Origin of the sequence: Paraburkholderia sp. BL23I1N1, assembly GCF_003610295.1 — a bacterium.
GTDB lineage: Bacteria > Pseudomonadota > Gammaproteobacteria > Burkholderiales > Burkholderiaceae > Paraburkholderia.
Map to the genome: position 1 here is coordinate 1,764,937 of NZ_RAPV01000001.1, position 25,741 is coordinate 1,790,677.

A 25,741-nucleotide genomic window follows, 5' to 3' on the forward strand; every position below is an offset into this window, starting at 1 on the left:
CATGAAGGGAAAATGATCGGTAGCCGGTTTTACACGCTGGAAGAGATTGCGCGCGAGCTGCATATCGCGCCAGCGACTGCACGCAACCGGCTCACGCTCGGGCTGCCGATGCCACCGTCAATCCGCGTGGGGCGCCGTCGTCTTTTTCCCGCTGACGAGTATGAAAAGTGGATTGCCTCGCAACTCACGCACTCTGGCGCGAACGGGACCGTGGGCGACGCCACTGAGGCGCCCGATCCTGATCCACATGGGCCGGCTTACGACCCGACCTAGCGACGCAAATTCTGTTTCATTAACTGAATTTCCACTCAAGCGATGATGCTGTCCTGGACATCCCACCGTGCCGGTAGTTATCTCCTTCGTCTCCACCAAAGGCGGCGTCGGTAAGACGACCGTCGCCGCCAATCTGGGCGGCCTGCTCGTAGCCTTCGGCCTGAAGGTGCTCGCGATCGATGCCGATGTCCAGCCGGGTCTAAGCAGGTTCTTTCCCGTCCAGTACCGTTCACCGCAGGCTCTGAGCGCTGTCGTGACCTCAGGCGGCAATCCGTCGATCGACTGCATCAGTCGCACGATTTTCTCGAATCTTGATCTCGTCTACTCCGATACGCCCGATGCAGCGCTGCAGGCGTGGCTGAGCCGGCGCGAGGATCGCCTGATGATCCTGCGCCGGGCGATGCGCAGCCCGCTGATCGAGCCGTATGACGTGGTGCTGATCGATACACAGGGTGCGGTAGGCGAACTGCAGAAGTCCGCGGCGATGGCGGCCGACCTCATGGTGTCGCCCGTGAAGCCGGATGCGCTCAGCGCCGGGGAGTTCGCCAACGGTACGATCGCCATGCTCGATGAGCTGAACCGGCTGGCCGACTTCGGCGAATCCTTCCGTTCCGGCGACCTGCTTGCGCTGATCAATGCGCACGAGCGCACCACCAATGCGCGGGCACTTGCCGCCGTGCTGCGGCAGCGGTTTGCCGGGCATCCAAAAGTCCGGGTCCTCGACACTGTGATCCCGTCAGCGGCCGCCTATGCGGCCGCGGCGACGGCGCGCATTCCCGTGCACGACTTCGATCGTCGCCGCCGGTTCGACAATTCGGCCTGGAATGTCATGCACCGTCTCGCATGGGAACTGTTCCCGTCGCTGGCGAATGTGTATGCCGGGTCACCGCGACGTGCGATGGTCGACGTCGGTACGATCAACATCCGGGCTCGCGACATCGGGCAGGGGGCGCTCGCATGAGCGTGTCAGCAAACCCGCTCAGAGGGGTGCGCGAGGCGCACGAGACGCACGAGGCGCTCGCCGCGCAGCGCCTGGACGTGCCGCCCCCGGCCGCCCGGACGCCCGAACCGCAGCTCACCTCGGTGATCCGGCTCAGGATCCTCGATGTGATGGTCTACGAGCGCAATCCACGGCGGGCATCGCATGAGCGCATCGTTGAGCTCAAGGAGTCGATCCGCGCGAACGGTATCGAACAGATCGTGACGGTGACCCGCCGTCCTGGCGAGACGCGTTACGTGGTGGCGAAGGGCGGCAATTCGCGCGTGACCGCAGCGACGGCCCTTTACGACGAAACGCGCGACCAGCGCTTCCTTTACTACGACTTCGTCTGCGTGCCGTACCCGGGCGAGCCGAAGCTGCTGGCGGCCCACCTGCGTGAGAACGACCAGCGCGCTGACCTCTGTTTCTGGGACAGGGCGAACGGCTATCTTGCGCTCAGGGCGGATCTGGAAGCCGGGCGGGGCGAGACGCTGTCGTTACGTGAGTTCTCGCGGCTGCTCGAACAGGAGGGGGCGCCGGTGAGTCATGTGCTGCTCGCGCTCTTCCAGTTCGCGATCGACCGTCTGTCGGCCCTGGGGCCGGCCACGGTGTACCTGAGCCGGCGCGCGCTCGTCGATGTGATCCAGCCCGGCATCGGCATGCTGCTGCGTCTCGTACGCCGCCTCGGCTTCGACGATCACTGGCTGCAGACGCGGGTGATCGACCCGCACCTGACCGGCATCGCCGCCCGGTGCAATCCGGACAACCCGGATGCGGCCGGTACGCTGGCGCGGTCCACGCCATTTGACGCTGCGCAGCTGGTCGACGGATTGAGACAGCGCCTCGCAGGCGAACTGGGCGTGCCGCGCGATGCCCTGGACCGGATGTGTCATCTGTTCGAGCGCGTGCCGGATGCCACGGGTGATGCGCTACGTGAACTCGGTGGCATGCCAGGCGAACGACCTGAACCTTTATCGGTCACGCCGGTTCTCGACGCGGATCGTGCAGGGGCAACGCCAGGTCCCTCGGCCTCGTCGGCTTCGTCGGCTTTGTCGGCCGTGCTGGTATCAGGCGCCGACCAACAATCGCGCGCCACGCCGGGTGCGGATCGGGCCGTGTCGCCCCCGACCGCCGTAGGGAAACAACCTGATGGGTCAGACGTACCGCCCGATGGCCCGCAACCGGCGCTGGACGGTACGTTCACACGGGTGACCGACGAAGGTCATCAGGACAGCGGGCCGTACGCTGCATCGCCCTCAAACCAGGGTGAGCTTTTCCGGGAGGCGGTGCTGGCTTTCGCGCGGACCTGTGGTCTCGATGGCTGCGTGCGCGATGCGCAAGGGCTGCCGTACGGATTCATGGTCGAGCCACCGCCGCCGGGCAGACCGCGCTTTTCGCCCGATTCGTCGCCCGATTTGTCGCCTGATTCGTCGCCGGGCCTCTCATCCGGTTCATCGCCCGGTTTCTCATCCGGTTCCTCGCCCGATGCCGACGCGCAGCGTAACGAGGAGATGCTCAACCAGTATCTCGGCTGGTGGTGGCTCGTGAGCCTTTCACGGCAAAACAGCGCCACCGGCGTCACACGCGTGCCGCCTGACAGCCGCTTCGCACACATGGCCCGCGATGACGAGACGTGGAACCGCACCTGTGACGCGAGCGTCGGCGAGCCGTTGCTCGCTGATCGCATGGACGTGATGTTCGACGTGATGCTCAATCCCGATCACCCGATCGGTCAGTGGTGGGGCGAGGTCATTGGCGCGGCGCGCGCATTCCGTGCCGCGTATCCCGAACGCTTTACGCCCGCGCGCTGGCCCGAGCCCGGTGCGGACCAGCGTCTTCAGCGGGGAGGGCCGTGATGGACACCGCCTTCCTGCGACTGGAGAGCGAAGCGCTCGAACGCATCGCGCTGCTTGAGCTGATTGCGTGCGCCTGCGTGACAGATCGGTACATCGCTACGGGCATTCAGGATGCCGAAGTTTCATGTGAAACAGCGTCGCGCCAGCGGACATCGCTGACAGACCGGTTGCCGGACGGAATCCGGCGTGTGCTCGGCGATGCCCGTTCATCCGCACTCGCGCGCGATCTGCTGGGCGCTGGTGCATTGCGTGTCTTTGTGGATGCGGACGCGCTGCAGCGTCGCTGCGAGCTGATCGAGCGGCAGTGGCGCGATCAGGATCTGTTGCGCGCCTTTGTGGAGCGGCAGGCCAGCATTCCGATGATCCGCAGGTTTTTCCGCACGGCCACGCGCGCAACGATCACGCAGCTGCGAGCCGAACTCAATGTTCTCGCGCCGACGAAACCCCGCGCGCTGTCGCGCTCCGGGATGGATCAGCTGTTCGATGCATGGGCCCGTCTCAAAGACATCGGCGACCTGCGCGAACGCTATCTGGCGCTGCATGAGCAATGTGACGGGCGATGGTCGCTCGCGACGCTTTTCGCGGCACTCGACGCAGATGCCGGAGACCGTCACCCGTCTTCTTCCCACCAGGAGTCTGACCATGTACGACATGCGACTTGATCCGCAGGGCAACCTGCTGCCCGGCAAGACCTGGGACGATTCACCCGGGCTGCCGCCTGCCGAGACTGAAATGGTTCTCTCGATGCTCGACGTGCCGATCACGATCGACCGCTGTTTCGTCGAGATCTGCGGCGACCTCGCCGCGGCCGCCATGCTCACGGAACTGTCGACGGTTGAAAGCGAAAACGGGCGACAGCATGCCTGGCTGCAGATCACGCCTGATGAGTTTGCGCGACGACTGGCACTCACTGAGCCGCAGCAGCGCGCCGCGCGGCGACTGCTCCGATCGAAGGGCCTCATCGCGCACCGCCGGCGAAAGGCGCTGTCAGCCGATGAGTTCCGCATCCTCTGGCCGGCCGTGCTTGCGCTGCTTCAGCGCAAGGCCCAGGAGCGCACCGCCCATATCGTCTGGCCGCCCGTACGTCCCGACCGTCCGGATCATGGACAACAGTCGAAGCAGCCAAAGCACCCGGAGCAGCCGGAGGAGATCGAATCATGATGCCCGGCTGCCATCCCTATATCACCGAGTTCGAAACGATGTGGATCCTGCTCAGGCCGCATCGGCCCATCGCTTTCGGCACGCGCATGGCCCGCATCACCGGGCATCCGAAGCAGGCGCTGCTGCTCTCGCAACTCGTGTACTGGACGCGACGCGGGCGCGACGTTGAGACCAACGGCGGCTGGGTCCACAAGACCCGCGAACACTGGCTGCTTGAGACGGGCCTCTCGCGCGAGGAGCAGGAGAATGCGCGGCGGCGCCTGCGGGAGCTGAATCTGGTGAGCGAATGGCGGGGTGGCCAGCCCGCGCGCATGCATTACCGGCTGGAGGTCGACGCTATCTCGACCGCCGTTCGCGCGACCTGTGCAATGGCCGTGCAGCTCCCGGCATCGATCGAAGCGATGCGGGCGGACCCGTTCGCAGGTGACGCGTTGCTGGGACCGACTGTCGCGTACCGACGTATTTTTGTTGATCTCATCGGCAACGTGAATGCCGCGCTACTGCTCTCGCGCATGGTGCAGTTGCAGCGCCGTGAGGCCGACCGGCAATGTACCTGGTTCACGCACACGGCCGGAGAATGGCAACGCACGCTGGGACTTAACCGGCGTCAGCTCGACAATGCGAGAGCGCGGCTCCTGCGCCAGGGGCTGATTCGCGAGTTCATGCGCCAGTGCACCGGTCGACGTGTGTTCACCCAGGTCAATGCGGGCGAACTGAAACGCCAGCTTGAGCGCCTGGCGTCGCGCGGCGATATGCGCGAGCGATTGGCGACGCGCAAACGCCTGCTCGCGCAGAGTCTGCATGAAGAAGAGGGCGCTGCGGCATCCAGACCGCTGGCTGTTACCCCGGGTAACAGCCAGGACGAGGGTGCGTCGTTCAGTACGCCGTTCAGCGCGTCATTCACAACGCCAGTAAGCGAACCGGTCCACCGGCCGCCCGTCTGCGCGGGCGCACGTGCGTGCCCGAACTCGCCAACCGGAAGTCGCCCACTGGAGGCAGGACTGGACGCGAATGCTGCCGCAACTGTGATGCGGTGGGCGGGTTTGATCCGTTACCGATGGCGGGAAACGTGCGTTCCAGACGCGCGCGTATATGGAAGGATTACATACCAGACTACGACAACCCCGAGCGACAGCTATTCGCGGGGCCATGGCCCGACGCAGGTTGTCGTGGGCGGTTCGATTTCGCCGCGAACAACCGGCGGCACCGACGATGGTCCGCTGTCCTGGCCAGCGATGGTCAGTGTGAGCGAGCGGTCATTGGTCGCTTCGCACCTCGCGCGGATTCCTGTTGCGGATCGGCAGATGCTGCTCGACGAGATGGCGGCAGGTCACCGGCATCAGCCGGTGCAACTGCCCGTCGCCTACATCGCAGGTCTCGTGCGCCGCTATCTCGCCGGGGAGTTCATCCCCACAAGAGCGCATCTCGAACGGGCGGCGCGCAGGCAGGCAGGGCCAGGCGAGGGCGCGATCGTGGCGTCGCACAGCCCGCAGGACCCGGCCGGTCTGCCTGTGTCAACGCGCGAAACCGCGTGCCGGCATCTGGCGGCGATCCGGGATGCACTGCGTGCCGGGATTGCGCATCGATCAGCGCATCGGGTGGGCTGTCATGCATGACGGACTTTATCGTCTGTGCGACGCGCATTGCAACGTGCTGCTGTTACCCGGGGTAACAGCCAGCCTGGCCGGCTACCCTCACGCGCGCCGTGTTACCCCGGGTAACACCGCAGTGCTCGCCATTCCGGTCACCGACTATCTGTTTCAAGGAGCCCATTCATGGACACCTCGTCTGCCCATCATGATCATGTTGATCCCGCTGTTGATGCCTTCTCGCGCTCCACGTCCTCACCGTTTGCCGACGGCTACGACCTCGACGCGGAACGCGCGGTCCTCGCGCACCTGATTGCTGAAGACGATCCTGATCCGGCCGATCCACTGTTCGGCCGATATCAGCTGTTTCTCGAACGCGAAGACGCGCTGAACCACATGCGCGAGACGCACGCGCTGCGACAGGGCAGCGATTCACTGGTGCGCCCGCACGAGGCGCAGGAGATCAGCCGCATCGGCCAGCTCGGCAGCGACGGCGCGGACCGCATGCGGCTGCACACGCGGGACGCGATGCGGCTTTTTCTCGGCAGATCAATCGCGCCGGGAGAACAGGGACATCCGATGGCGGGCGGCCGCCGCGTGGCCGCTTCGCTGCGTGCGTTGTGGTCACTGTCGGGCAACGACAATCCGTACGCGGACTGGAAGCTCATCGAGATCGCCGAGCGGATCGCCGGTATCCGGCGTGCGAACGAACTCGAGCAGCAGCGTGCCCGCCAGTTGCTGGATGCTGCACGCGAAAAAGGCCTGGAGTACTCGGTGCTGCAATCGCGCGAACCCGCACAGGTCTCGCTCGGCTTTGGCTCGCCGTACGGCTACATGATCGTGATGCTGCTGGTCGAGCTCGACTATCTGGTGCGCCTCGTGCGCTCCGCGGTACTGCGCGATCTGATGTCGTCGACCGAAGGCTTCCGGCGCATCGGGTCGGCCAGACACCGGTGCCTGTCCGTGTTCCATTTCGCGGTGCACTGCCAGCGCGTGCTCACGCGCGCCGAACTGCTGCCGCTTTCGCGGGTCGACTTCCTGCCGAATGCGGATACTGCCGCACGCCAGCGCGTTGAAGCCGCCCGCGCGCTGCTCGGTGTGTTGCCGCGCGATGTCTTCACCGGCGCACGCGAACCGCGCCACAGCCGGAGGCGCGTGAGCCGTCTGTCGGACGCGGAACTGCGGCTGCTCGACAGTGTGCGGCTGTCCGGGGACGATGCGGTCGCGGAAGCTGCGGCAGCGGCGCTGGTCCCGTGATGCGAGGACTGCGGCAATGACTGACCGACCTTCGGATCTGGATCGACGTTCAAAGGCCTTTAAGGGTAAGGGCGAGCGCAAGGCGGCGGCCAGGGGCGAGCCGGCGATGGCGCTACCCGTGTCGCGGATCGCGGGCGACCCCGGGATACGCGTGCTGCTGCGTTCATACGAGCACTGGCTTGACGAGACGGTCACGGAAATGCAGACGCTGGCATCGGAGAGTGCGACCGCCGGGCTCGACGTGTCGCTTCGCTGCGTACGCATTGCGCTCGCGAGTGGCGCAACGCGCCACCGGCTCGACTGGTTTATGCGCGGCGCGCCGCATGCGGTCGGCTGGCATCGTGTGAAGGGCTGTTTCAACCGCATCCCGGCGCCGCTGCGCACCTACCTGCAGCAGTGCAATGCGCGCGCGAAAGAGCTTAATGCACTGGAGTCGGTGTTCCGCTATGCGGCGAGTCAGCTCGCGATGTATCTGGAGCACGGCACGGTCAAGGTTCGACGGACCGATGAGAGCTGAGACAGGCGCGGGTCCCGTCGTGGCGTGATTGAGATCATCAGGCTGGCGCAGAGCAGCCCACCAGTAAAGCAGGCAGTGGACAGCGCGTTCGAACGTTCGAATTAAAGGGGCAATCCCTTGATGAACGGAGTTTCGCAATGGGCATCTATGCAGAACTGGTCGGCAACGTGCTGGTGTCGCCGACGATGAAACAGGTCAATACCGCGAGCGGCACGCGCCGCATTGTCGAGTTGCGCGTCATGTCCGCCAGTTACCGGCGGCTTGAGGACGGCACGCTGGAGCAGCGCGAAGAGCGGACATTTCCCGTCGACGTGACCATCTGGAACGAGCGCCTTACAGAGCGTGTGCTGCAGCACATCCGCACCGGTGCCAGCGTTGTCGTGCGCGGCGACTTTTATGTCAGTCCGTGGGTCACCCGCGACAATGAGGCGGACGCCGGCGCGCATATCGACGCCGAGTCCATCTCGCTCAATCTCGTGCGGATCGACCAGGTCGTGTATCGGGCGCGGCAGACACGTGAAGCAGAAACTCCGGATGGTTCGTCGCCCGACCAGGGTGCAGCCGGGTCGGAGGATCCGGACAACGCTGACACACCGCAGGCCGAGGCCATCGAGGACGATGCGCCACCATCGGACTCCCCAGAACCTGACGCCAGGTCCTCCCATTCTGCCAGCCGGCGTTCGCGTCGGGCTGCGCGGACGCAAGCGCAATGACGCACCCTGATTGCTGCCGCTGCAGTTCCCGTTCGTGCGTCGAGCCGCGGCGGGATTCCCGGGCTTCGCGGGAGGACGCGGCCACGAACGGCAGCGCATGTCCCGTCATAGCGGATATCGAAGAAGAGCGGATGCTGCGTGCGCTTGTATCCGAAGGCCTGGCCGTCGCGCGGTACGAACCTTTTGTCGCGTGCTTTCGCGGATGGCACGTCCGGGTCTCAGAGGGTGGTCGTTTCGGGGCAGGGCGCTCTACGGCGACCGTCGAGATTCATTGTCCCCAGCATGCGGCGTCAGGTCCGGCCTGCCGCTTTCTGCTGTGTGACCAGACCGTGTTCGAGTGATGACGCAGCCAACGCCCGCCAGACCGCCGCATCGCCTGCCCGAACGCCCCGGGCGCGCAAATGCGTTACGTAAGAATCTAAGAATCTGGTGTGGCCATTTGCAGCGTGTCATTGAATGACGGACTCGCACCGCCGGGCGCACAGACGCCATCATCGGGACGTGCGCCCGGTCGCTTCAACTCTCAACCGAGATAGTGCGCGAGGGAGGGGGCCTCAATGCTCGCGGGATTTTGCCAGCCCGCGTCGGTGTGCAGAAAGCCGCTCCACGGGCGGTTGCCCTCGTGCTTGAGTTCCGCCTGGACGCCGCGGAAACGGTAGTGTTCGTAGAGATCCAGCACATGCACCATGTACGCCTGTGCCAGTTGCGGGTTTCGGCGCACGATGACGAGGTTGTCGTCGTTGGCGTACGAGGCCTTGTAGCCCAGGTTGTGGCTACCCGTGACGACTACGCATCCGTCTTCGGAGAGCGGGTCGATCACAAGGATCTTGTCGTGAATGATGGCGTTGCCGGCGCTGAGCAGTTCGCGCTCGAAGTTGCCCGTGATGTCACCGGAAGAGCGCGTTCGCTCGCACGATGTGCACGCCGCTTTCTTCGAAGAGCGAAGGCTGGTAGTGACTGTCCTGGGCGTCGCTACTGTCATCGTCGCCGCCGTCTGCGCGATCCTGCGGGCTGATGTAGTTCGGCATCGCCATCGGGCTGCTGATGGCCCCGTACACCAGCAGACTGGTGTCCTTGCGGCCCATGTCGATTGCTTCCTGCACGATACTGGTCGCGCCTTTCACGCTGGGCAGAAAGACGGCGAAAAAGACCGCCTGCCTTGCGTTACGGATGAAACCGTACACCTCGTTAAGATCGGGCGGCAAGGCCGGGTTGCTGGACGGCTTGTTGGCCTGCCGCGTATTGGGCGACCTCCACAGCCGCAGCGCACCCGCATCGAGGGTGACTGCCGGCAGCGCCCCGGCGTTGGCGCTGCGCAGCTGCGCGCCCTGTACATTGCGCGCCGGCGCCAAGCTGGGCTGTGGCTCCTCGAAATGGCTGGTGTCGTCGCGCAGGTCGTTCCAGTACTGCAGAAACTGCGCAGCAAGCTCCGGGTGCCCGGCCACATAGCTGTTGTTGCTCTGGGCGCACAAGCCGTTCTCCGTCCAGTTCAGGCTGCCTGAGAGCACCGCCTGGGGCTGACCATGCTGGTCTACATAGACGGCGAACTTGTTGTGCCCGATATGGCCATTGTTGTTGAACATGCGGTCGTGCATCTCCGCAAGGCCGGCTTCGCGCAACTTCTTGCGGGCCAGATCGTTCTCGGTGTCCCAGGCCTTGGTGGTCTTGTCGAAGCTGGAGTTCGACAGGATGAGATGTACATTGGGCGCATGCTCGACGATCAGCTGTCGTAGCAACGGGTCGGTCAGTTCATAAAGCGCGAGATAGAGCTCACCGCCTCCGTGGAGGCGATCGAAGAGGCCCTGGACCAGATCTGGAAGGTCGCCCGCCAGGTAGGCGCGAATCGGGCTATCGACTTTGACGATCTCGTCCTTGACATCGCCTTTGGTCGGCACATGACCGAGCGTCTTTTCCATTGCGTGGCTAAGCCACTGCGTGGAGAGGATGCCGCTGTTGAATGCGGCGTGAATCTCGCCAAAGTCGCTGGTGACCTTGATATCGCCCGTCTCGATGCCCTCGTCAAGATAACCGAGTGGCAGCGGAGCGCCTGTGTACTGCGCGACTGCTGGTGCCGCGACGGGTTGCAACCCGTCGCGCATGCGGGCCACCGGGCGGATGCGGTATTTCACAATGGGGTCTGCCGGGCGCAGACTGGCTTCATCACGGCGCTGCCGCACGGTAAGGTCGCGCCAGGTGAATTTCTGTACAGGCCAGACCGACGTGGTCTGCGGCACCCAGTCGGGATTGGACTGGCCTTCAAAGGCAACCCACGCAGCCAGTGGACGTTCGGTTCCGTCTGCATAAATGCGGGTGATTTCGAATCCAAGACACTCGGCAATGACCTGTTCGACAGACCATGCGACGTAAGCGACAGCATTGTTGGCGTAAGCCCTGGCGGATCGGATGACGGACAAGATGATCTCCTGGTGGTTGTTCCTGGCAGCGGCTCTGGGGCCACCACCCGTTGCATCGTGAGCGCGGCCGATGATGCATTTGTGACAACCCGGAAGGTGCTTTGTGATTCAGGATGCAGTGCCGCCGCCGCGAGTCAGCGCACCTCGCGCGCGGCTGGCCGGATTGTTGGCAGGTACACGGCCGGGCGGTTGGTATCGATCCATCTGCCGGGTACGGGCTTCTTCGCACCGTTGACTGGTCGACTTGTGAAGATGCCGGATGCTTTTCCGATCGTCGCGGTGACGCACGTGATGGCAGCGACGACGCAGATGCGCTGCGGTGCTCGCGTTTGCCCGATTTCAGGAAAGTGCTTCTGATGCCTGTCGCCAGGCCGTTAGCTGTGCGAGAATGCGTGCCGCGCGGGTGTAGCTCAATGGCAGAGCAGAAGCCTTCCAAGCTTACGACGAGGGTTCGATTCCCTTCACCCGCTCCATCACGCAGCCGTAGACCGGCTGGGTCGGCTCAGTTGGGTCTGGCTGACAACTGCGGCAGCAGCACCCGAACTGAATGCGTAATTGACGCCGGCACCCCGGTGCGCTGAAGCGATGCATACAACGTCGAGTCTGTGCTTGCCACTGCGCCACTCACTTTCCTGGACGATCCGCAATTGTTCAACTGGCGGTAGACGGAGGCAACGGTCAATCCTCCGAACCTGTATGACGCCCCCAAGCTGTACGCACGACTGTCGACACAGTCGCCTGCCGCATCGAAGCCGTAGAGCCCGCCAGACCTGCAACCGTCGTAGTGACGCTCTGATACTTGACCGCGTTGTTGTTGTTACGGATGCGGTTGCCGATGTTGTCGTTATAGTACGGCTGGGCCGCGAAGGTGTCACCACCGCGATGGGATCATGGTCCGTACAGCATGATCGAGCCCCGCGCGTGCGAGGTACCGCTGGCGCCAGGCATTCCCATGAGAGACCGAACTGGACCAATGTGCTCATTTCGCTTCACAACAATTTCAGGACGAGTTGATAATAAGAGTGAGACGGGGCGGATAGTCACGGATGAAAACTCATAGGAGTGCAAATCAAGTGTAAAGACTTCGCTGGTCAGTTCCTGCGGTGCCGGTCGCCTCGCTCCCGTCGCTGTGTCGAATTCGCTGCGGCCAAGGTCGAATGCTCGATCGGGCTCGTGTTATGTTGCCGGCGATTCTGCCCAGTCCGGTGAGGATTGCTTCCGGTCGCACCACGCGATTGCTTACTGGTGCGGTCGGAAAGCATCGGGATTCCATTAAAGTCTCGAATTTTCGGGTTGCTTGGTTGTACGTGGCAGCAGCGCCTGAACATCGGAGACCATCCCTTGCATGGCCTCGCTCGGGCTGGCGGTCTTTGCTACAACCGACTCGATTCGTGCCTTGATCGCGGTGACGATTTTTGCTGCGTTCGGGCGGGGGAAGCCATACCATTCCGTAAGCCGGGCCAGCAGGCCGCCAGTGACAGCAGAGTTGGCCGCGAATGCCCGACTGAAGGTGATCTGATCGTCGTCCCGACATTGTTCCGGCCGGCGTCGACCGACGAGTGGCGCGTCAGCAGTTGGTCGTTCCGGTGGATCGTAGATGTCGCCTCTCGAGACGCCAATCCCTGGGGACAATGCGAATGCTGCGTCAGCCACTGCCAGCGAAATTCGGATCGACGGATCTGAACGGAGGGCATACCTGTTCGATTTCCAGCCGATCATCGACGCCGTCGGTCGGCAGCGATGATCACGTCGCGGATTCGCGGATCGGTTTGGCCGGCGATCTGGCGCAACAAAATATCTGGCTGTGGCCCGTCGCCACACGTCGTTACGTGCGATATGGGCAGCAGAGCACCTGAAGCGTGCTGACAAGGTGGTGCTGCGCTTTCGCCACTGAAGTCACTGCCGCGCCTTCGCGTAATCTCGGGCGCGCGCACACGCCGACCGCCGACGGGTTTCTATTGATGGTGAGCTTCTTCGGGAGTCGCGGCGATCATTTGACCGCCGGGCGTTTCAATGCCTTAAAACCATCAAACTCTCGACAGCATGGCCGTAAGGTCTACTTTAGGCCCCGAAGCAATTGGATCGTAGACGGTTTACCTCGTAAAGCGATGCTTAATCTCACAAATTCGGAGGATGATCGTGGCTCCGCGTGGTGCCGCTAGGCCCACGCACTAATTCAGTAAAACGAACGATGTTGTCTTGATTGGTGCTTTGAGAAGGGCGGGCTTCAAGATTTTTTCGAGGGTGATGTTGATGTTCCAATGTGGCCCGCCGAATACCGGGAACAGGCGGGAGGAATCCTCGGTATCGCTTACGGTAGTCCGCTCGATGACCGGGCTAAGGCATCATCCAACAAGGACAACCTGCCGCAAGTCTTCCGGCAAACCTCGGCGTAGAGGTTCGTTCAGCCTAATGTTGGTCGGTGCACGTCAATGGCGGGATCGGTGATTTCAGTCCCCCAACGGCAAAGTGGTTAAGCGAATCGAGCGCCATCAGAAAGCGATGAGCAGGCACTGTCGCGAGCTGTTTGTCATGAAGTAACAAAACTTTTTCAATTGCGCTCTTGTCCGCATCAAGCATCTCCCAGGCTTCGCCACGCTCGGCCCTGGCGATACATCGTTCAAGCGCGGCCTCCGCGTGCTGGAAAGGTCGGCTGCCGGCGCTTGCGGGTATTTCCTCCCGAAGATACCAGGCTGTATAGACGGCTTTGAGCAGGCATACCAGCAAATCGACGTTACCGTGGCCGCTGGTGATGGTTTCCAGTGCGAGATGATGTTCGAGTGAAAGTGACCGGATCCGGGCAACCGGAAGCGGCAACAGCATGCTTTTGCCCAGCGGCGGGCGCGAACGCGAGGAAGACTTCCGACTCATTTGATTGGTCAATATTTGGTGCAGCTGGCGACGGTTGAGACAGCCTGCGCGTGCGGCGGTCCATACCTGCCGGCCGGATGAGCCTGATTGTCAAAGAATTCGAAGGTTTCGAATCTTTCCGATTGCTGGTGAGCGCTGGAGGATGAGCTCGGTAATGTAATCGGGCAGGAGATCCCGGAGAAGATTGTCTGGGATGCCTTCCACGCGCTGCGATGGCACCCGTACGATGAACGCGTCGGGATCGGTTCTCAGGCTGTGCTCGTAGCTGACTTGGTAATCCATGTGAGGTGCCGTCCGGCAGACCAGGTGATCGGAAAGGCAGTATGGCGACTGCTTGTTGGTTTTCAAGACCCTGGCGACGCCCGGAATAAATGAACCGGAGGAATACCCGTAAGACGCTGGGAGCCGACCATGCGAGGATGGGCGCATCCGCTGGTACCCGGGATCGCTGTCCCTTTGTCGTGGAACCGAACTCACTGATTTGAAACTTGCGCGGCGCGATCGATATCGCGGCGACGCGCCCATTGTGCTATGGCGTCCGGACGGACTTGCGTGCGTGCCGTCTTCGCGATAGGGTACGCAATCCGTATCTCGGACGCTACCGGCAAGCTACCCAGCGTATGGGAAGCCACCAGGGATGTCATTCAACGAAGAGGAAGAAGGTAATGAACAAGCAGGAACTGATTGATGCGGTTGCGTCGGCTACGGGCTCGAGCAAGTCCATCACGGGTGAGGCAATCGATGCCGTTGTCAGCGCAATCACGAAAGCCGTGGTCAGGGGAGAGACGGTGCAACTGGTCGGGTTTGGCTCGTTCAGTCAGGGCAAGCGCGCCGCGCGTACGGGCCGCAATCCGGCGACGGGCGAGGAAATCAGCATCGCTGCGGCAAAGACCGTGAAGTTCACCGCTGGCAAGGCGTTCAAGGACGCGGTCAACGGCAGCAGGTAAGCAGCACGGTTACCTGTTCGTGGCGCGTAACAGCGGGGCACCCGCCAGACGCGCCACCGACGCGATCCCCTGTTGCTGGATGCGCGACAGCGCAAGGTCGCCGTCGAACCAGCCGTTCGACTGGCTGATAACGACATCCGGCTTTTCAACTAATGTGCGCCAGTGCGGCCACCACAGCAGATCCTCGTAGCAGAGTGATATCGCCGCGCGCTTACCGGCGATAACGGGATACGGTTGCGCGAGACTCCCTGGGACGGCACTGGTTGCTCCTCCCGGGCGCCATAGCGCGAGCGGTACAGGTTGCCGGCTATTGACACGGCCATGCCCCGCACCAATGATGATCGCGCTATCGGTGTACCGCAACGGTACGGTCTTCACGGCGATGTCTATCCCGATCACGAGTGTCTGGCCGATGGCGCGCATGCGTTGGATATCGGCACGCCACCAGAGCGCCGTCGAAGCGCGCCACAAACCGGCGATTTGTTCGGGGAGGATCACGACGATGTTCCCTGCTGCGAACGCGCGCCGGGCTATTGCCTGAAGCCGCGCGTTGCGTTCGTAGAGCGGTGTGTAGCTGGACTGGTCAAAGCGACCGAGTGCTGTGTCGACCGCGATCCATCCGGCAGGCGGTGCCGCAGAGCCGAACTGCCAATGTGCGCAGACAGAAAGGCATACAAGTGCCGTCCACGTGACCCGCGTCCTGGGCCACGCTTGCGGCATGGCGGCGGCGCACAGCGCAGCCATGCCCAGGCCCATGCCAACCCATCGCCATCCAGGATAAAGTGTGCTCGCCACATGGAGCGGCGATAGCCACCCGATGATGCCGACCGGCGGAACAGTGACGACCAATGTCGCGACCACCGCGCGCCAGACGTGACTGCGATCAAGAAGCGAGCGACCGGGTTTGAGCAGGACCCAGGGCAACGCAAGTACGATGGCCTGAAGCACCCACAGCACCATGCCGAGCGCGAGCGCGGGCGGCCGCGTGAGCTCGTCGTAGCCCCCGAAGAACCGCGCACATACCATCGGGATGTCGCGTGCGCCGGCAAGATAATAACTGGCCCAAAGCATGAAGGCAGCGAGCTGGCTGCGCAACCTCGACCAGGCGGCCGGCAACGCCAGCAGCGCGATTGCGTAGTGCCCGGGATACCAGGCAGTCAGTGCGACCGCCGTTCCAATCCCTGCCGCAAGAAGCGTGTGGGCCACGCGCGACGGGTGTTGACGTCCTGTGAGTGCAGCCTGGGGCGAAGCAGAAAATTCGGTGTTTTGCATCATCAGCAGCCCGCGGTAACCCGGAATCCCCCGAAGCAGGAGGACACCTCGCAAGTGTAATCGCGCTGTTGCCCCGTCGGGCCGATCGAACCAACGCAATGCGATGGCCATTTTGTTGTTGAAGAAATTGCTCGTCGATATTCCAGGCGGCGGGAAGCGGAGACGCAGGTTGATCGGATGGGATGAAAATGCCCCTGTTCGCTTGCGAGAACAGGGGCTTCAGGACGACGCCTGTTGTTTCCTCGTGTCTGAAGGCCGTCAGGCATCGCGTAGGACTACATCAAGATAGAGGTGATGTTCGTCTGCACGAATTTCCAGATTCCAGCCGTCGTCAATAACACGGTCGAAAATGGCGGCGTCATGATCGAAATATTCGGCAAAGTCGTCGCCGCCGAATTCGGTACATGCGAGGCTCCACCATTCATCGAATGACACCGTTTCGGGATTGCAACCAACGGCATATGCAATGAGGCGGGATTCGCCGTTTCGCGACGTAACACGCGACGGGCTGGATTTCTCCGACATCATGTAGACGCCGTGATCCTTGACCAGGATGACCCGGCAGGCAAGCGTGCGGGCCTCGACGAGGACCGGACGCAGTTCTGAAGCAGGAAACAGGATCATGCTGCATACCTCCAGAAGTTTAGGGAATTGGCGAAGCTGGGTGGTTGCTGAATGGCGCAGGAACTATCAGCTCCGCCGTCTGCAGTGCAGGGATGGTTCAGGTAGATGAGTTATGAGCGAGGCTATTCCTGATTCACCAGCTGTCGTGCGAGGGCGACCTCGATGCTTTCGCCGCCCTGATTCAGGATGTCGAGACCGGATTCCGGCATGTCACCGGAAGTGGATTGCGAGACGGCAATCTTCTGCCCCATCAGTTTCAGACACCGCATCTGGGCGGTGCCCTCGTACCCGAGAAAACGCACCGTGACGTCGAGCGTCTGACCAATCCGCCAGCTGCGGCGTGCCGCCTGTTGCAACGTATAGACGTTGTAGCCCGACTGAAGAAAAGCGATCGTCGGGAATTCGAGCAGATCTAGACCGGTCTTGACCAGCTCCGGGTTTGTGATGATGACCTCGGCGCCGCGTTCGAGCTGGTCCGCGACCCAGTCCTCGCGTTTTTCAGCAGCGACGCTGGCACGAAGAACGGATGCCCTGACACCGACCGCATCAAAAAGGTTTTTCAGGCGTACCGACGTATCCCGCGTGCCGGTATAGGTCGTATAGACGAGCGTGCGCCGCCGATTGAGCAGTTCACCGCGCACGAGTCGCAGCAGCGCTTCTTCCTTGGGACCCGGTTCATCGTCACGCAGCAATGCGGGCACGCTGGCGAGGATGCGCTTCGTGCGCGGATGACGGACGAGTTCGGGCCGAAAACAGCATTCCGGCCATGCGAGTAGCGCATTAAGCACCACACCGAGCAGACTCTTGTCGCCGCAGCGTAACGCGGCGCGCAGTTCCAACGTCAGCGTCGATTCGAGTGCACGATAGGCGGCCGCCATTTCGTCGGTCATCGCGACCGGGAGCAGCGATTCGTCGTAGGGTGGCAAGACGTTCTGGCCGATCTGCGAGAGCTTAAGAAAGGCCGTATAGGGCACGACGTACCGCATGATGCCCTTGGGGCCGAAGCCCGGGCCCTTCACCGTCGAGACGCTCTTCCGGTCGCCCTTCGCCGTGCGGTGCGACCCTTCATCGACCTGCCTGTGAATATCGATGAGCACGCCATGCTCGCGCATGAAGGCCATGGTCGCCGCTGCCATTGAGCCGTTGCTGTTGTAATTGAACCCGTCGTCGATCAGCATGGCGGGGTGCAGGCGATAGAGCAGGTGATAGAGGTCATCGGCGTAACCACCCATCAGTGTGCCGGTGAGCAGCAACGTTTTCGAGGCCTTGCGGGCCAGCACACCCATGGCCTGTCCCTGCGCAGAATTTTCGTTCTTGTATTCGTGGCCTTCGTCTGCGATCAGCAAGCCGAAGTAGCCCTGGGGAAGATAGCGTTTGATGAACTCCGAGGCCTGATAGCCGCCCTGTCCGAACGAGATTTCAGTGTGGGCGAGGGCACGTTCCATGCGCTTCGCCTGCCGGTCCGAGAAAACGAGCTCACCGCTGTCGTCCATCAGATTGATGAACTCGTACAGATTATCCTGCAGCATGTCGGCCAGCATCGATTCGCCAAAGCGCGAGAGCAGCCGCTCGGCGGTTTTCTCGCCGACGGTTGGCATCTGCAACAGCGCGCCTTTCACCAGCTCGCGCATTGTTCGTGTGCCCTGGCCTTTTGGCGCGAGGGTCCACAGCCGTTCGCCGCAACTGCAGGCACGGCGCTTTTCGTTGAGTGCTGGCCGCGCCAGGGCGGGCGTCATTGGATTGCCGTCCTCATCGCAAACGAATTCGCCGCAGCGGGGGCAGCAGGCAAAGACGCGGGTGACCGCGTCGGTTTCCATGTCGAGCGTGGCGACGCGATGGGCAAAGGCCGGCTTCCAGTCGAAACCCATGCGCATGCGCACGCGACCGAGAATGAAAAACTCCGGCACGGCCGGCTTCGAACGCATGACACGCAGCTGAAGCAGCTTGCGTAACGTGTCAGGGCCGTTGAGAATCCAGACGCGTGCGCCCGGCACCGTCGTTCTGATTTCGCGTCGCCACTTGTAGACGAGGTGCGGTGGCGCGATGACCAGTGTGCGCGGATAACCGGCGTGATGCAGCAGGACTGCGACGCCGATCCCCATCAAGGTCTTTCCCGTGCCCATTTCGGCATTGATGACGCCGCCTGGCGCCTGCTGCGTGAGCAGCGTCGTGATCGCATGGATGACTTCGCGTTGCGCGGGAAATGGTTGACGCGAAAGTTCATTGAGCAATGCGTCCCAGCGTGGTGGTCGGTGGCCGTCATAGATCGACGGATTCTGCTGGCGGACGGCGTCCAGCAGGCCGGCTCCAAAGTTCGCGATAAAGTCCGGTAGCGCGATCACGTCTCGAGACTGATCGCCGGGCACCAAATCTTCATCAATGGCGTTGCTATCGACGACAGCGGGTTGCAGATCTTCCATGATGCGTCTCCATAAGACGCGGGTCGCACGTTTCCCTGGCGGGATGCGTGAGTCCCGCAGGTTGGGGTGAATGTAGAGAGCCGCGGATGCGGCTTGTGCGGTCTGAACCAGCGTTAGTGCGTGTTAGTGCGCGTTAGTCGAGCGTGAGCATGCCGCTGCTGACGAAATCCGAAATGGCCTTCCCGAATGTGTCGCGGAGCGTGACCCGCGAAGCGTGGATGCGCCCGACAGGCGCATAAGGTGTGTTGCCGAGATGGCTGACGAGCTGAGCGCCAAGTGCGTCGAGCACCGGCGTACGCCAAGGCGGCAGCAGCGGTATTGGACTGAGATGTTCGATCAGCGACCAGACGCGGGCCTGAAGGGACTCGTCGTCGTGCGCCTGTGTGTCGCGATCAACCAGCAACCATGCCGAACCAGCGGCTTTCGATGGGTTGAGGAGCGACTCGTCATAAATCCAGGTATGGACAAGGTTCCCGAACAGGTTGTCTTTCGGCAGGCGGCCGCTGTACTTGTCGAGCCGCCGCGGGTCGCCGATAGGGATGACCGCAACCGGCTGGCTGCTGTGTGGATCAAGCAGCGTGAGCTGCCGGATGCCGCCTTCCTGGATACCCAGGTGCAGCGAGGCATAGAGCTGCTGAACGGCGCCATCGCGTCCGAAGGCCGAGACGAAGGTGAGTTCGCCATCGGGTGCACGTACGCAGGCATCGACGAAGATGTCCTGCAGTTCCTTGATGGGATACAGCATGAGGGCGCTCCAGTCTGAATGTCCGGCGCACCCGCCGGGTGCAGACCCGGGCGGGTTGAGGAAGATTCCGGGGCTTCGCGAACGAAGCCGCAGCCGCGCAGACGAAGGCGCCGGAAGAAAGCTGCGGGTGATACGAAGGGTGTCGCGTCACGGGCGACGACGGATCTGCTGCCGGCAGATCAGCGGGATCGCTTTCCCCGAACGTCGTGTGGGACTCTCCGGGAAAGCGCCCCTTTCGAGGGGCGCGCAGGTATGTTCGAAAAATGGGCTCGTGCGTCAGCAGGCATGGAGCCTTTCCAGCAATACACGCAGTTCGCGCGCCTGTTCGGCGGTGACCGTCATCGGCACAAGGGTATCGGGATGCCACGCTTCGATCGCCGCTGCGAGCGGTAGCCGTCGGTCGGCAAGTCGTGCGAACGCGAGCAGCCGATGCGCGGCTGCATGCAATCTTGCGGCGCGTACCGACACATCGGCGGCCGGCCACGTTGCGACGGACGTGGCGTCGAAGTTGAGGACCTGACCATCAAGCTCTTCGTAGTCGTCGTAGAGCAGTGGTATGTCCGGCGTATCGTCCCACAATGTTCCGGCGTCGAAGGCCGCACGTGCGATGGCACAGGCGGCATCGGCGCTGGCGGCCCGAACGCCGACGACGACGCGGTGGCTATGGTCAAGACTGTAGCCGACCATGAAGGCGGGCAATGGCTGCCTCCGGAGGCTCGTATCATTCATGATGTCGTGTCCGTGAAGTGCGGATCCCGCCCCTGCGGGGCGTTGCCCCGCGGGTTTGATGAAGATGATCCAGGTTAGCGGATCGTGACAATCCGGCCGAGGTTAGGGCCGGGGGTGAAGTCGATGCCCGCGATCGTCGGAACAAACCGGTCGCGCATCAGGATCGTGGTCCGGATTTCGCCCTTGTCGGTTTCCTCGATCTGGACTTCCTGCTCCTTCTGCTTGATGGTGTCGCCGCGGATCAACAGGCGCGTGCCGTCGGCGCCCGTCACCACACCTGTGATCTGCCCGGCTGCAAGCGCGAGCGCGAGATGCCAGTCGGACAGATCACGTAGTGGACGCCGCGGCGTGACAGCCTTCGCCGCAAACATCGTGGCGAACTGTGGCCAGAGCGTGGCGTGCTTCAGGCGCTGCAACTCTTGTTCGAGCTGCGGCGCGTCGATCCGTGCCGACATGAAAGCGTATTCGCCGGCCATCGAAGGGATGCGATACGGCTCGGCCGTCCAGCTTTGCGGCAGCTCAGATGGCAGTTCGCCCTCATGGATGCAGGCCAGGCGCGCGGCCAGTGCGGCGTCGACCCCATCCGCCCGGCGCTTGACGCCGACAAGCACAAGCTGCCTGAACGTCTGGTCGGGCGCGAGGAACACCTGGACCTGTGTGAAGTTGCGGGCAATCATCGTGGCGAACTCGCGGTCCATCACGTAATGCGGCACGATCAGGACCAGCACGCCGCCAAATGTGAGCCAGGGGACCGTCCTGAGGTAGAAGATCTTCTCGAGACGATCCGGCTGGCGTTCGCCCGTCTGTGCCTTGTCAGATACGACATCACCGTACGGTGGATTGAGGAGTAGCAGTCCCATGCTACGGGCCGTGATGAACATGTCGTGAACGTCAGTGTGCGCAACCGTATCGAGCACTTCCTTCGCGTGCCACGCACGCTCGCGGTCGTACTCAACACCAAAGGCGCGAACCCTATCGGGCGTCGTGGAGCGCGCAACGAGCGAAGCCCTCAGTTCCTGCAGCGCGGCGCCTTCACCGCAGCAGGGATCGAGCAGTCGCGAGGGACGGTCGGGGTCGGCCAGCGCGAGTGCCGGCATGATGCGCGCGAGTGTGACGGCGTCGGTCGGAAAGTACCCGTTCTTCACAAAATTTCGCGCTAGACGAGGAAAGATCAGGGCCATACGAATCTCCTGTGGGTCACGGGTGTGCCGGAGCGTGGAACCCTGGCACACCGAAGGTGGATCGGAATCAGGCCTTCAGCCAGGTCTGGGTAGACGCCTGGAAGGCGTAGCCAAATGCGCGAAGCTGGTCGCGCTGTTGACGGAACACGCCGCGATCGACGGTCGGATCAAGCTTCACCGGCTCGCCGGCGACGATCGCATCGGCTAGGTCGGTTCCGAAGAGATCGGGCAGATACAGCTCACCAGCATCATTGCCCGTCTGCGCGGCTGCGGGCGCTTCTTCCGCGTGGGCGGGGCGAGGAGCGGCCGGTACGCGTTCCTCGTCGACGGGGTCCGGCTCCGTCGAGGCGGACTCGCGCCCTGTCTCGCTGAACGGTTCGTCGTTGTCCAGTTGCACGTCGGCGAGCTTCGCGCGGATTTCGACGGTGACCTTGCCGTACCACACGTAGCTGTGCGGATAGATTTTGTCGATCAGAAAGGTGCCGGTGTAGGCGCCGGGTTCGAACTGCTCAAGCAGCTTGTCCTTAACCTTGAAGTCGCCGACGGACGTCGTCAGTTCGCCGACCTGGAAGGGGCCGTTGCTGCCCTTGATGGTGCGCACGTCAAGCGTGCCGGAAAGCGAAATCATGATGCCTCCACGGAGTGAGGCGGGACCCTCCCTGGCGGGCATGGTGTCCCGCGGTTTGGGAAAGATCGTGCGGACAGACGGCCGCTGCGCGGTAAGCACAGCGGCACAGCCGAACCGCCGAGCGAAACATTGCAGGCCCTGCTGACAGGTTTTGCCGATAGGGCGATGCGCAACCGGCGCGGACAGGCCGCAGTCATGTTCATTTCCGCAAGCTCATGGACGGAAACTTCCGGCAGGTAGCGCAGGGAGCGCGACGCGTCATGACGGCGTTGATGCATCAGCCTGCGTGTTGCGGGCCGCACGCGTCGGCGCTGCGCTGCCCGACGATATGACGGAACAGACGTGGCGGAAACCTGAACAGTCGCCCGCCGCTTTCGACGATCCACGAGCGATGGTGTCGACTCACGACGACAGCCTCCTTTATCGACAGGCCGCTGAGTGTGAGCACATCGCCTGGCGCGAGCGGGCGTGAGTGTGCCCGTGAGCGTGCCGTATGCCATGCGCGAACCTGCTCGCGCCATGCGGGCGCCACGGGCGGGACCATGTCGAGATAGGCGAGCGGGCAGGAGTAGTAAAGCGGTTCCATCTCCTCGCACATATCCTTGTTTCCCCAGCCTGCGCAGGTTTTGTCCCATGCGAGCAGGTCGCAGCCGATGAAACGCATTGGTGCAACGCCCGCGCGTTCAATTTCCCAGACGGTCCACAGTACGTTGCCACTGGTGCAGTGACGAAGGCAGCGACGTGTCAAGCCGTCATGCTCCTCGTCACCTGTCCGGCGAGCGATCAACTGCGCACGCGTCTGTCCATGACCAAACAGCCATCCCATGATGGTCCTCGCAAGGTGAGGCGAGGCATCGTTCCCGGGGCGGGGCGATGCCCCGCGGGGAAGCACCGCTGATGCGGTGCAGATGATGGAAAAAAGTGAAAACGGCGACCGTGATGCCGGCGTCACACGCGCCGCTGCGCGCGAAGATCGCGACCCGTCGCAGTACGAACGGCGCTGATGATGAACACGGTCCAGTCGGCGAAGTAGCGGCCATCGAAGACGATGGCTCCTGAGTTGAACATGAGCGGGATTGGCATCACGATCTTTGCGGCCGGAACCTCGCCATCCGGCCCGGCGACGTACGCCGTGTCGGGGAAGAACAGGCGCGCTTCGAACGGATCGAGAAAGTCAAGTTCGACATCGCGGGCCCTGATCGTGTGGCAATAGCGCAGTCTGCCGATTAGCGGTCCGTCAAACCCGTCGACAAGCGAGGATCCGAGCGGATCGTCGCGCCCGTTGAAGAGGCCGAGATAGAGGCCGAGATAGAGGCCGGCGGAAAGACCGACGCTCCGGTTCGTGTAGCTCGGCAATATCCGCCCGTCACGGCACCGGAAAACCTGCTGCGAAGGATCGCCTTCGTCGACGGGCCGGTTCGCGGCGTGGGCAAGCGTCCCTGACGTTCGCGCGTGGTGTTTCGTTCGCACACCCGGCCAGTAGTGCAATCCGACGTCGCGGGGCTTGTCGACGGATGCTTTGACGGCACGGCAGCTACAGTTTGACATGGGCATCTCCGTGATGAGTCGCGGAGACGCGCCCCAGCGGGATGCGTTCCGCAGGGTGTAAGAGAAAGGCAGGACGTCAGTCGATCGCCGCGAAGATTTCGCGGCTTTCCGCGTGAGACGGTACGAAGGCGAGCAGCCTGTGATAGAGGTCGGTGAAGCTTGCGTCTTCGGTCGACCACGCCATCGCATTCAGCGCGAACAGCGTGGCAACAATGCCTGCGGCATCGCTGCTCATCTCGCCGTCGTATCCGTTGCCGTCACAGGTGATGGCAAGCGGCCCATCCTTGCGCGGTGACATATAGAATGCGCCGTTGGACAGTTCGATGTAGTCCCAGAATCCACCGTGATAGGTGTCGCATAGCGATGACATTGCGGTGTAGACAGCAACTTCCGCGCGGATCATGTGCCTGCCGAAATAGCGCGGCAGGATATCGATGCGGCGTTCATCAGGCACGATCGTGGCAGTGACGCCGTGTGTTTCGCTGGCTTGAGTCATGACGTTCTCCGGAAAGACGCGGCGAACGGCTGCCCGGGCGGGGAAGCGCATCCCCGCGAAGGTTGGACAAGGTGAGGCCCGAAGGCGTGACAGGAGGTGATTCCGGAGCCCGCGTCACGTGACGTGGGAACAGCCGTGCAGACAGTGGCACCGGAAGCTGGCTGTAAAGGTGTCGCCTCGCGTGGCGACAGACGGGCCTGCAAGCTGGCAGGCCGGCAGTGAAACCGTCATGCGTCATTCGCTCTCATGCGTACTTTCATTGCAGGTGAGAAGCGAATGACGCATGACGCCTGGCAGTTGAACCTGCCAGGCGCGTGTCTGGGCCGGAGAAATCGTTCCGGCACAAACGGCACGGCGTGCTCGGGCCACCGTGAACCCAGTGCGCATGGTGGTCGGCGCCGGCTTTCCCGGGCGTTTCGTGATACGTCGCCCGGGAAAACCGGCAGACCGGTCGTGCGTGGGAGAAGACCCCCGCGAGGCGGGGGACGAGGGTTACGGTTCAGTCGACACTGACGGGCGCACGACGGGCATTGGCGTTGCCATGACGGCGCAGGGTTGGATAGCGGTTGGTGCGCGGAGCAGTGCGCTCAGCCGGAGACGGCGCTTCGCCGGGTTCCCGCGCATTGCTACTGCCCGGAAGCTCCTCGACGCTGGCCGAATCGTGCCGATCACGAGGGTCAGTGGACGGTACATATGCGTTGACCCGTTCCGGCGCCTGATCGTTTTCCGTGTCGGCGTCGTCGCTTCCATCACTTTCATCGCGGTACACTTCCTGGCCGTCAACCTTGACCCAGAAGAGCTTGAGCAGGCGCCCCTTGAGTACGGCGCCGGTTTCGCCTGCGCGGTTGCCGGTACGCTCGAATGTCCGGATGTAATGGTCACCCGACCGGAAGGCAACGAGGACTTTCACATCGGGATCGTTCGCGTCGTCCATCACGGCGCGGACCGCTTCCCTGGCCTTTTCGCCGGCGACGATCAGGTCGAGCGAAAGATAGACGATGCCGTTCTCGACATTGGGATCGCCATGAAACGCGGAAATGGCGCATGCGAGGAAGGGTTTCGCCTTGCTGCGGCCATTGCCTTTGGCGGCTACGTCGCGCACGCGCGACAGATACCCGAGGCCACGCAGATGAAGGTCGAAATACTTGCGGGGTTCGACTAACTGATTCATGACGATTCTCCAGAACGAAAAAAGGGGAATCGCCATGTCCCGCGTCGGGGAATGGTAATTCCCCAGGGCGGGCAAGGAAGGAAGCTTCTGGTCAAACGACCTGCGGCGGTCCGGACAATGGGACGAAGCGCAACCGCAAAAGGTGTCGCAAAGCGACGGTGCTGCAAGGGATGCTGGATGGGCTCCAGCGGGCAACTTCAATCGCGAATGATAGCCGGCGAAATCGAAAAATCAAGCTAATCCGCTCGATATTTAATTCGCACATCTTAGTGATATAACGACAGGCGACTCAATCTCATGGTCGGGCACGACTGGTGAGTGCCGGTCGGGAATCCGGTAGGGAATGCCTT

At 62.7% G+C, this 25,741-nt stretch carries 26 protein-coding genes and 1 tRNA gene; 11 read left to right on the forward strand and 16 right to left on the reverse strand.

Features of this window, described 5'->3' with window-relative positions:
* Positions 1-12 precede the first annotated feature (12 nt).
* From B0G76_RS08465 to B0G76_RS08505, 9 genes are all read left to right on the forward strand, one after another.
* Positions 13-273 carry a helix-turn-helix domain-containing protein gene (locus tag B0G76_RS08465; RefSeq protein ID WP_116140912.1) on the forward strand — a complete coding sequence of 87 codons (261 nt, stop codon included), beginning with the start codon at positions 13-15 and terminating at the stop codon, positions 271-273.
* A gap of 67 nt (positions 274-340) precedes the next feature.
* Positions 341-1,234, forward strand: coding sequence for a ParA family protein (locus tag B0G76_RS08470; protein ID WP_116140914.1), 894 nt, complete (start codon positions 341-343; stop codon positions 1,232-1,234).
* Complete coding sequence (locus B0G76_RS08475; RefSeq protein WP_116140916.1) at positions 1,231-3,108, forward strand: ParB N-terminal domain-containing protein; 1,878 nt, start codon at positions 1,231-1,233, stop codon at positions 3,106-3,108. The genes B0G76_RS08470 and B0G76_RS08475 overlap by 4 nt, the downstream gene beginning before the upstream one ends.
* Before the next feature lie 188 nt (positions 3,109-3,296).
* A complete protein-coding gene (locus B0G76_RS08480; protein WP_258875532.1) occupies positions 3,297-3,770 on the forward strand; it encodes a DUF2857 domain-containing protein in 474 nt (157 codons plus the stop codon).
* Positions 3,751-4,269 (forward strand): hypothetical protein, encoded by a 519-nt coding sequence (locus B0G76_RS08485; protein WP_116140920.1) that lies wholly within the window; start codon positions 3,751-3,753, stop codon positions 4,267-4,269. Before B0G76_RS08480 ends, B0G76_RS08485 begins: the two co-directional genes overlap by 20 nt.
* Positions 4,266-5,885 carry a hypothetical protein gene (locus tag B0G76_RS08490; RefSeq protein ID WP_116140922.1) on the forward strand — a complete coding sequence of 540 codons (1,620 nt, stop codon included), beginning with the start codon at positions 4,266-4,268 and terminating at the stop codon, positions 5,883-5,885. Before B0G76_RS08485 ends, B0G76_RS08490 begins: the two co-directional genes overlap by 4 nt.
* A 159-nt stretch (positions 5,886-6,044) precedes the next feature.
* Positions 6,045-7,115: a PFL_4669 family integrating conjugative element protein gene (locus tag B0G76_RS08495; RefSeq protein ID WP_116140924.1), complete on the forward strand. Its 1,071-nt coding sequence runs from the start codon at positions 6,045-6,047 to the stop codon at positions 7,113-7,115.
* Positions 7,116-7,131: 16 nt separating this feature from the next.
* Positions 7,132-7,632, forward strand: coding sequence for a hypothetical protein (locus tag B0G76_RS08500; protein WP_116140926.1), 501 nt, complete (start codon positions 7,132-7,134; stop codon positions 7,630-7,632).
* A gap of 137 nt (positions 7,633-7,769) precedes the next feature.
* Positions 7,770-8,345 carry a single-stranded DNA-binding protein gene (locus B0G76_RS08505; RefSeq protein ID WP_116140928.1) on the forward strand — a complete coding sequence of 192 codons (576 nt, stop codon included), beginning with the start codon at positions 7,770-7,772 and terminating at the stop codon, positions 8,343-8,345.
* 523 nt (positions 8,346-8,868) lie between these two features.
* Here B0G76_RS08505 and B0G76_RS43625 read toward each other — a convergent pair.
* Both B0G76_RS43625 and B0G76_RS08515 read right to left on the reverse strand, forming a co-directional pair.
* Positions 8,869-9,165 (reverse strand): hypothetical protein, encoded by a 297-nt coding sequence (locus B0G76_RS43625; protein WP_258875533.1) that lies wholly within the window; start codon positions 9,163-9,165, stop codon positions 8,869-8,871.
* 67 nt (positions 9,166-9,232) lie between these two features.
* Positions 9,233-10,759, reverse strand: coding sequence for a phospholipase D-like domain-containing protein (locus tag B0G76_RS08515; RefSeq protein ID WP_258875534.1), 1,527 nt, complete (start codon positions 10,757-10,759; stop codon positions 9,233-9,235).
* A gap of 399 nt (positions 10,760-11,158) precedes the next feature.
* Between B0G76_RS08515 and B0G76_RS08520 the strand changes: the two genes are divergently transcribed.
* A tRNA-Gly gene (locus B0G76_RS08520) sits at positions 11,159-11,232 on the forward strand.
* A gap of 799 nt (positions 11,233-12,031) precedes the next feature.
* On the opposite strand, the gene B0G76_RS42440 is transcribed toward B0G76_RS08520, so the two are convergent.
* From B0G76_RS42440 to B0G76_RS08535, 3 genes are all read right to left on the reverse strand, one after another.
* Positions 12,032-12,478 (reverse strand): hypothetical protein, encoded by a 447-nt coding sequence (locus B0G76_RS42440; protein ID WP_128586059.1) that lies wholly within the window; start codon positions 12,476-12,478, stop codon positions 12,032-12,034.
* Between the two features lie 690 nt (positions 12,479-13,168).
* Positions 13,169-13,630, reverse strand: coding sequence for a hypothetical protein (locus B0G76_RS08530; protein WP_116140934.1), 462 nt, complete (start codon positions 13,628-13,630; stop codon positions 13,169-13,171).
* A 90-nt stretch (positions 13,631-13,720) separates the two neighbouring features.
* Positions 13,721-13,912 (reverse strand): hypothetical protein, encoded by a 192-nt coding sequence (locus B0G76_RS08535; protein WP_093633921.1) that lies wholly within the window; start codon positions 13,910-13,912, stop codon positions 13,721-13,723.
* A gap of 338 nt (positions 13,913-14,250) precedes the next feature.
* On the opposite strand from B0G76_RS08535, the gene B0G76_RS08540 reads away from it, so the two are divergent.
* Positions 14,251-14,577, forward strand: coding sequence for an HU family DNA-binding protein (locus B0G76_RS08540; RefSeq protein ID WP_404935326.1), 327 nt, complete (start codon positions 14,251-14,253; stop codon positions 14,575-14,577).
* 9 nt (positions 14,578-14,586) lie between these two features.
* On the opposite strand, the gene B0G76_RS08545 is transcribed toward B0G76_RS08540, so the two are convergent.
* The 11 genes from B0G76_RS08545 to B0G76_RS08595 form a co-directional block, all read right to left on the reverse strand.
* Positions 14,587-15,852 carry a conjugal transfer protein TraB gene (locus B0G76_RS08545; RefSeq protein ID WP_258875535.1) on the reverse strand — a complete coding sequence of 422 codons (1,266 nt, stop codon included), beginning with the start codon at positions 15,850-15,852 and terminating at the stop codon, positions 14,587-14,589.
* Positions 15,853-16,107: 255 nt separating this feature from the next.
* Positions 16,108-16,473: a DUF3085 domain-containing protein gene (locus tag B0G76_RS08550; protein ID WP_116140938.1), complete on the reverse strand. Its 366-nt coding sequence runs from the start codon at positions 16,471-16,473 to the stop codon at positions 16,108-16,110.
* 122 nt (positions 16,474-16,595) lie between these two features.
* A complete protein-coding gene (locus B0G76_RS08555) occupies positions 16,596-18,893 on the reverse strand; it encodes an SNF2-related protein (protein ID WP_116140940.1) in 2,298 nt (765 codons plus the stop codon).
* Positions 18,894-19,026: 133 nt separating this feature from the next.
* Complete coding sequence (locus B0G76_RS08560) at positions 19,027-19,638, reverse strand: hypothetical protein (RefSeq protein WP_116140942.1); 612 nt, start codon at positions 19,636-19,638, stop codon at positions 19,027-19,029.
* A 276-nt stretch (positions 19,639-19,914) separates the two neighbouring features.
* Positions 19,915-20,367, reverse strand: coding sequence for a hypothetical protein (locus tag B0G76_RS08565; protein ID WP_116140944.1), 453 nt, complete (start codon positions 20,365-20,367; stop codon positions 19,915-19,917).
* Between the two features lie 74 nt (positions 20,368-20,441).
* Positions 20,442-21,548, reverse strand: a complete 1,107-nt coding sequence (locus B0G76_RS08570) for a DUF6094 domain-containing protein (protein ID WP_116140946.1) — start codon at positions 21,546-21,548, stop codon at positions 20,442-20,444.
* A gap of 67 nt (positions 21,549-21,615) precedes the next feature.
* Positions 21,616-22,176, reverse strand: a complete 561-nt coding sequence (locus B0G76_RS08575) for a DUF3275 family protein (RefSeq protein WP_116140948.1) — start codon at positions 22,174-22,176, stop codon at positions 21,616-21,618.
* A 277-nt stretch (positions 22,177-22,453) separates the two neighbouring features.
* Positions 22,454-23,002, reverse strand: coding sequence for a hypothetical protein (locus B0G76_RS08580; RefSeq protein ID WP_116140950.1), 549 nt, complete (start codon positions 23,000-23,002; stop codon positions 22,454-22,456).
* A gap of 122 nt (positions 23,003-23,124) precedes the next feature.
* Positions 23,125-23,724, reverse strand: coding sequence for a hypothetical protein (locus B0G76_RS08585; protein WP_116140952.1), 600 nt, complete (start codon positions 23,722-23,724; stop codon positions 23,125-23,127).
* Positions 23,725-23,800: 76 nt separating this feature from the next.
* On the reverse strand, positions 23,801-24,220 hold the full coding sequence (locus B0G76_RS08590; protein ID WP_116140954.1) for an antirestriction protein: 420 nt from the start codon (positions 24,218-24,220) through the stop codon (positions 23,801-23,803).
* Positions 24,221-24,719: 499 nt separating this feature from the next.
* Entirely contained in the window at positions 24,720-25,391 is a 672-nt protein-coding gene (locus B0G76_RS08595; protein WP_116140956.1) for a DUF3577 domain-containing protein, read from the reverse strand.
* Positions 25,392-25,741 lie beyond the last annotated feature (350 nt).